Genomic DNA, 6487 nt, shown 5'->3' with positions numbered 1-6487 from the left:
ACAAGCGGTTGCTCTTTACCATCCCAAATATTCCGGTTCTCGGTGAAATCAAGAATCATATAATCCTGTGGCTGATACTTTATCTCCTTTATTTTTTTTATATGCCCTGTTTCATCAATCTGATAGCGAGTGTCGATCCGCTGCGCATTCATTTTGGTCTGAGGAGATGTATCTTCAAATCTTATAGGTGTAGTCGAGGTCGGTTTCACCTGATAAACCGTAACTCTCATATCCGCATCGATTTTCCATTGTTTTATGGTAGCTTCTACTCCTGTATTAGTAGAACCTTTTACCGAAACATCAAGGTAATCAATAAATTCTCCCTCTGGAGTAGCCGTAATTAAACGTTTTGTGGCATAATCTACCAATCCTAAATTTATAACTCCTACAAAATATTGTCCGTTTGTCGGAACAAATCGACGAAATATACTACAATCACCATCATCTATCGGAGTCGAAAGGGTCAATCCACAATCTATCCAAAAAGATGTATCAATTTTATTACCCCATACCTTATATGGAAAAAATACTGAAGCACGCGGGGGTATTAAAGATTCTCCAACAATCCCTTCATAAGGAAGTTTTGTGGATGGAACTGTCTGAAAAGCCTCCTTTGTAGTGGTTATCTGAGCTCCGGCCTGCTGTAAAAAAAATATTCCCAATAAGATCGTTATCAAAATTTCCTTTTTCATAAAAATATAGTTTGAGAATAAATCAAGGAACAAGCGGTTGCTCTTTACCATCCCAAATATTCCGGTTCTCGGTGAAATCAAGAACCATATAATCCTGTGGCTGATACTTTATCTCCTTTATTTTTTTATATGCCCTGTTTCATCAATCTGATAGCGAGTATCTGACGAGAGAAAACGGGGAAAAAGACCGGAAGAAAACGCAAAGATGACCTGATAATATTTTTTGTCGGAAAATTGAGATAGGCCCTTAAACTGATCAACAAAATCGTACAAAATATCGACACAAAAGGTATCAATAATATGTATATAGGTGAATTGAAGAACAAAGAAATGCAGACATATCGAAAACGAGGAAAGATAAAGGCATTGAGAGCTGCAAAAGAAAAAGCAGCCTATCTCACTGAATCTCTCGGTAAACAATTAGGAGATGTCATACGCATTGTAGAACCGCGAGAAAGTATAAACGACTATACTCTTTCTGTACAAAGCAATATGATTTCATCTCAAGCCCAATCCTTCGGCTCGTTTCGCACCATCAAACTACGCCATTCGATGATCGCCCGGTTCGGTATTAAATAAATGTTTAAAAAAAACAGAACCGCCATTAAAAATGAAATGCCACAGCCAGTCCGAAATTCCAAAAACCGGGAGTAAAGAAACCTTCGCTATATCCTCCGATAACCGTACCAATAACCGGACGATAATCGACTTCGAGAGAAATGGGCACTTTTTTAAATTGGCAGCCGAAAGCACAAGAACCGGCTACTCCGAACAAAAGCCCCGAATCATCGAAATCATAAAATCCTAATGCTCCACCGACTCCGGCATTTAAATACCAATCACAAGTTCGGGGTGTCCAATCCCACTGACAGCACCGCCAATTATATATACCGGTCAACGACAATCCCTCGTAATTGGGAATAGCTAATGTAAACTGAAGAAAATTTTTAGTACTCAAATCTCTCTGATAAAGAAACTCAGCACCTCCTCCGAAACGAAACCCTACTGCATTTTTTTGCGCATTTGCAAAACTTAAAGACGTGATACACAAAAGAACAACAAAAATCAATTTCTTCATAATCATCGCATTTTAAATTTACAATCCACCGACATTAACAAAAGTTGTAAACAAGTTCAAATTTACAAACCTGCTCAAAACTTACAAAACTATTTTTCAAATTCACGCATGGCCACCATAGCAAACGCCATCCCGATCACAACAATCTCCTACATAGTGAATACAAATCCTTTATCGAGCATCGATTCATACCGTTGACGATTAAACACATAATAATAAGCTCCACGCTTAGAGCTTTTTTTATCTTTTTCATCAAGCCGTTCAAGAATACCCATCCCTAAAATTTTTTTACGGAAATTACGTTTATCCATAGTTTCACCATAAATCGATTCATAAAGCGACTGCAATTGCGTCAATGTAAACTTCTCAGGCAACAGATTAAATCCTATCGGATGCAGTGCCGCATGACGCCTCAATAGTAATATAGCATCATCAAGCATCTGTTCATGGTCGAAAATAAGTTCTTTTTTCCTGTCCAGCGAAATCCATTCCAAATCACTTTCCGGCAACAGGCTATTAGCATAATCGGTCACATTAATCAGAGCATAATAAGTCACAGATATCACTCGCTCTCCGGGATCACGATCGACATTTCCATAAGCCTTCACCTGCTGCATATAAATATTGTCAAGCCCTGTCAAAGTCTTCAACACCCGACTCGCCGCCTGATCGATATTTTCATTTTCATTCATAAAACCTCCCAATAAAGAAAGTCCGCCTTTTTTAGGTTCGATTTTTCTTCGAAACGTAAGCAGCTTGATCTCATTGTCGATAAATCCGAGTATAGTACAATCTACTGCTATCAGGAAACGTGCCTGGACTCCATAAAAACTGTCTTCATGCATAAGTTAAAAATAAAATGCGGGTATCCGAAATGATGTTACATTTGATTCCGGATACCCGCCATATCAGACTATGTATTATAATTTACGTGATCCTGCTCCGATCTTCACCGGATATACCTTGGGTTCTTTTCCGAACTTTTGAGTAAATCCTTTAACAGCAGTCGTGATAAAATTATCATATTTATCTTCAGGCACAAGATTTATCGTACAACCGCCAAATCCGCCTCCCATTACCCGAGAGCCTGTAACTCCGCATTCACGGGCTACATCATTCAAGTAATCGAGCTCTTCACAACTTACCTCATAAAGTTTACTCATGCCGTAATGTGTACCATACATTTTCTCTCCTACAGTTTTATAATCGCCTTTTTCAAGAGCATCACAAGCATCGAGCAACCGTTGTATCTCCTCAATTACATATTCCGCACGACGGTAATCTTCTGCCGACACTTCATTCTTCACCTCATCGAGCATTTTCATATCTGCGTCACGTAACAGTTCCACTTCAGGATGTCTTTTCTTAATTGCCGCAACAACAGCTTCGCAAGACTCTCTCCGTTTGTTATAAGCTGATGAAGCCAATTCATGTTTCACCACAGAGTCTATCAGCACGACCTTATATCCTTTCGGATCAAAAGGAACATATTCGTATTCCAAAGAACGACAATCCAGACGGATCAAGTGTCCTTCTTTCCCGAATACCGAAGCAAATTGGTCCATAATACCACATTTCACACCGCAATAATTATGTTCGGTAGCTTGTCCTATTTTTGCCAGTTCAAACTTATCGATACCCAGATTAAATATCTCATTCAAGGCAAAAGCAAACGTACTTTCCAACGCTGCAGAAGAAGACAAACCTGCCCCCAGAGGAACATCTCCCGAGAAGGCCGTATCAAAACCTTCGACTTTTCCTCCACGTTTAATTATTTCGCGCACGACACCAAAAATATAACGAGCCCAGCTTTCTTTCGGAGCATCTTCCTCATTCATGCCGAACTCCGAATATTCATTAAGATCGACCGCAAAAGCCCGAATTATATTCTTCCCATTCGGTTTTATCTCAGCCAACATACCTTTATCAATAGCTCCCGGCAAAACAAAACCTCCGTTATAATCGGTATGTTCTCCAATCAAATTTACCCGACCCGGTGAAAAATAAAGATCTCCGGCCGTTCCAAACAATTCTGCAAATTTTTCTCTGACTATCTTATTATCCATAATTATTATTTTTTTAAGTATTACCTCCAAACCGAATAATTCGAAAAAAATGAAAATGTTTATTCTACAGGAATATCGGTATTTACGTTTTTGCTACCGATCAAGGCATAATACAACATATAGCAAACTGCTGCGAATACTACCCAGAAGCTGACAATATAGTTGCTGAAGACATCAGCTACACCGCCTTGTAACAACGGCAAAATACCTCCACCGCAAACCATTACCATAAATATGCCCGACCCCATAGCGGTATATTTACCTAATCCTTCGACTGCAAGGTTAAAGATTCCACCCCACATAATCGATGTACAGAGTCCGCAAAGAACAAAGAACATTACTCCTACAGGAACTGTTGTCATACCGAAACTGATATCGGACTTGAATACCGGCATGGATATTTGACTGGTCGTCGGAGCAAATATTCCGATCAACAAAAATATCAAAGCCAATGTACACACAAAAATCATCTGGGTTCTACTTGAATATTTACCGCCAAGAATACCTCCGAACAAACGTCCGACCATCATCAAGAACCAGTAAGTACCGCAAATCGATCCTGCCATAGCAGCATCGATTCCCATGCCGGTAGCACCGGAAGCATCGGGCGACGTCGTCAAAAACAAATTCAAGAAATTCGGAATTCCCACTTCAACTCCCACATATAAGAAAATCGCTACAGCCCCCAATATAAAATGACGGAAAGAAAGCGCACTGTGCGTATCTTTTTCAGTCTTAGCCTTAGCCGGCTCCATGTGAGGTTCCGGAATGCTCATTATCGACAACACGATAAAGGCTACGGCAAAGATACCCATAGCAATAAACAATGCCGGAGAAGCATCGCTGATCTTTGCATTAGCTGCGTTACCGATCAAATAACCTACGAGAATAGGGACGATCGTTGCCGAAATGGAATTCAAAGAACCACCGAACTGAATCAGCTGATTTCCTCTTTTTCCTCCACCACCCAATGTATTCAACATCGGGTTCACGACCGTATTCAGCATACACATAGAAAAACCGGAAACAAATGCACCTGCAAGATAAACTCCGAAACTACTGGAGTTATCGAGCTGTCCCGAAAAAAACTGAATACCTACACCGATAAAACCAACGGCAATAGCTGCAAGAGCCGTTTTTTTATATCCTATTTTTTTAAGCATCATACCCGCCGGAATACCCATAAAAGCATAAGCGATAAAATTGGCGGCATTACCCAACTGAGTCATCCAGTTCGGAACATCGAACTGATTCTTTACAATTACACCCAGCGGATTGGTAAGTCCCGTTACAAATGAAATCATTGCAAACAGGGCGAACATCATTGCAATAGGCAATGCATAATTCTTCTTGTTAGTTGTGTCACTCATAGTTTTTTTACTGTTGATAAATTATTTAGTTATTTTGATTTTTTCGTACAGATTAAAATGCATAATACCTATGTAATCTGATTTTTCTGTGCTGTTTCACTTCATCATTTTTCTATGCCGAACGTGTATATACAAGTCTGAGTATATATCTCACCGGGACGCAATACCGTTGATGGGAAATGCGGTTTATTCGGGCTGTCGGGGAAATGCTGTGTTTCAAAACAAATTGCCGTACGTTCAGAATAACTGCGTCCCTTTTTCCCTATAAATCCATTTAACCAATTTCCGGTATAAAGCTGTACTCCCGGCTCGGTCGTATGCACCTCCATAGAAATTCCGGTTTTAGGAGAAACGGCTTTAGCCGCTAAAGTCATTTCACCGGGATAATTCTTATTCAACACATAATTATGATCATACCCTTTTCCGAAAATAAGTTGTTCATAATTACTATCAATTCGTTCTCCCACTTCGTGAGGTTCAGTAAAATCCATAGGAGAATCTTTCACCGGACGTATTTCTCCTGTCGGTACAGATTTATCATCCATTGGTGTAAAATGATCGGCATTGATCATCACTTTATGGTTGGTAACCTCTCCTCCTCCGTCTCCATTCAAATTAAAAAACGAATGATGAGTAAGATTTACTACGGTCGGTTTATCGGTAAATGCCTCATAATCGATTTTCATTGCATTATTATCAGTAAGCTGATAAATCACTTTCACGAAAAGGTTGCCCGGGAAACCCTCTTCTCCGTCTTTCGAAAGGTAAGTCAGTTCTAATGTCTGGTCATCTTGTTGACGGGCATCCCACACAACGTTGTTATAACCTACTATACCGCCATGCAATACACAGTCCGGATTATTGGAACGAATATTATAACGTGTTCCATCCAAAACAAACGAACCTTTTTTTATACGATTTCCGTAGCGGCCAATCAAAGCTCCGAGAAATTTCTCCGGAGTATTCAGATATTCCTCTATCGATTCATGCCCTAAAACCACATCGGTCATCTTTCCGGAAACATCGGGTATCATAAGAGAAACCACAATACCTCCAAAATTGGTAATACAAATCTCTGCTCCGTTTTTATTGGTAAGAGTATAAAGCGCTACCGGTTTCCCGGCTATCTGAGTATCAAACTTCTCTTTGAGAAGCCCGGAAAGAGTCTTTCCTTTTTGAGAATCGGTGTTTGCCATGATAATTATTTTTATATTGTATATTTGGTGTAAAAATAACGCTTATTCACTAATGTTGTCATTCAAAAGCGTATGTTTTATAACA

Annotated in this window: 7 protein-coding genes; 1 reads left to right on the top strand and 6 read right to left on the bottom strand. The window is 39.6% G+C overall.

The genetic code is table 11. The features are described from left to right. The coding region (locus AC0UMU_RS05755; RefSeq protein ID WP_473979892.1) for a hypothetical protein at nucleotides 1-692 on the bottom strand (692 nt) is incomplete at its 3' end. Between the two features lie 252 nt (nucleotides 693-944). Between AC0UMU_RS05755 and AC0UMU_RS05750 the strand changes: the two genes are divergently transcribed. Then, a complete protein-coding gene (locus tag AC0UMU_RS05750) occupies nucleotides 945-1271 on the top strand; it encodes an SIMPL domain-containing protein (RefSeq protein WP_353955704.1) in 327 nt (108 codons plus the stop codon). Nucleotides 1272-1296: 25 nt separating this feature from the next. On the opposite strand, the gene AC0UMU_RS05745 is transcribed toward AC0UMU_RS05750, so the two are convergent. The 5 genes from AC0UMU_RS05745 to AC0UMU_RS05725 form a co-directional block, all read right to left on the bottom strand. After that, complete coding sequence (locus AC0UMU_RS05745) at nucleotides 1297-1770, bottom strand: hypothetical protein (RefSeq protein WP_009318727.1); 474 nt, start codon at nucleotides 1768-1770, stop codon at nucleotides 1297-1299. A gap of 149 nt (nucleotides 1771-1919) precedes the next feature. After that, the gene (locus AC0UMU_RS05740) at nucleotides 1920-2615 is read right to left on the bottom strand and encodes an NUDIX hydrolase (protein WP_278715702.1); all 696 of its coding nucleotides are present in this window, start codon (nucleotides 2613-2615) and stop codon (nucleotides 1920-1922) included. 75 nt (nucleotides 2616-2690) lie between these two features. Beyond that, nucleotides 2691-3836 carry a galactokinase gene (gene galK, locus AC0UMU_RS05735; RefSeq protein ID WP_022601709.1) on the bottom strand — a complete coding sequence of 382 codons (1146 nt, stop codon included), beginning with the start codon at nucleotides 3834-3836 and terminating at the stop codon, nucleotides 2691-2693. Nucleotides 3837-3895: 59 nt separating this feature from the next. Then, on the bottom strand, nucleotides 3896-5206 hold the full coding sequence (locus AC0UMU_RS05730; protein ID WP_278715698.1) for an MFS transporter: 1311 nt from the start codon (nucleotides 5204-5206) through the stop codon (nucleotides 3896-3898). A gap of 104 nt (nucleotides 5207-5310) precedes the next feature. After that, complete coding sequence (locus AC0UMU_RS05725) at nucleotides 5311-6402, bottom strand: aldose epimerase family protein (RefSeq protein ID WP_122304596.1); 1092 nt, start codon at nucleotides 6400-6402, stop codon at nucleotides 5311-5313. Nucleotides 6403-6487 lie beyond the last annotated feature (85 nt).

The organism is Coprobacter fastidiosus (assembly GCF_982245605.1).
Note: the sequence above shows the minus strand (reverse complement) of the source record. Positions and strands in the feature narration are given on the sequence as shown.

What these genes read in the sequence shown, in the direction of transcription:
- AC0UMU_RS05745 (WP_009318727.1), bottom strand. Translation starts at nt 1,770, where the DNA reads ATGAAGAAATTGATTTTTGTTGTTCTTTTGTGTATCACGTCTTTAAGT.
- AC0UMU_RS05740 (WP_278715702.1), bottom strand. Translation starts at nt 2,615, where the DNA reads ATGCATGAAGACAGTTTTTATGGAGTCCAGGCACGTTTCCTGATAGCA.
- galK (WP_022601709.1), bottom strand. Translation starts at nt 3,836, where the DNA reads ATGGATAATAAGATAGTCAGAGAAAAATTTGCAGAATTGTTTGGAACG.
- AC0UMU_RS05730 (WP_278715698.1), bottom strand. Translation starts at nt 5,206, where the DNA reads ATGAGTGACACAACTAACAAGAAGAATTATGCATTGCCTATTGCAATG.
- AC0UMU_RS05725 (WP_122304596.1), bottom strand. Translation starts at nt 6,402, where the DNA reads ATGGCAAACACCGATTCTCAAAAAGGAAAGACTCTTTCCGGGCTTCTC.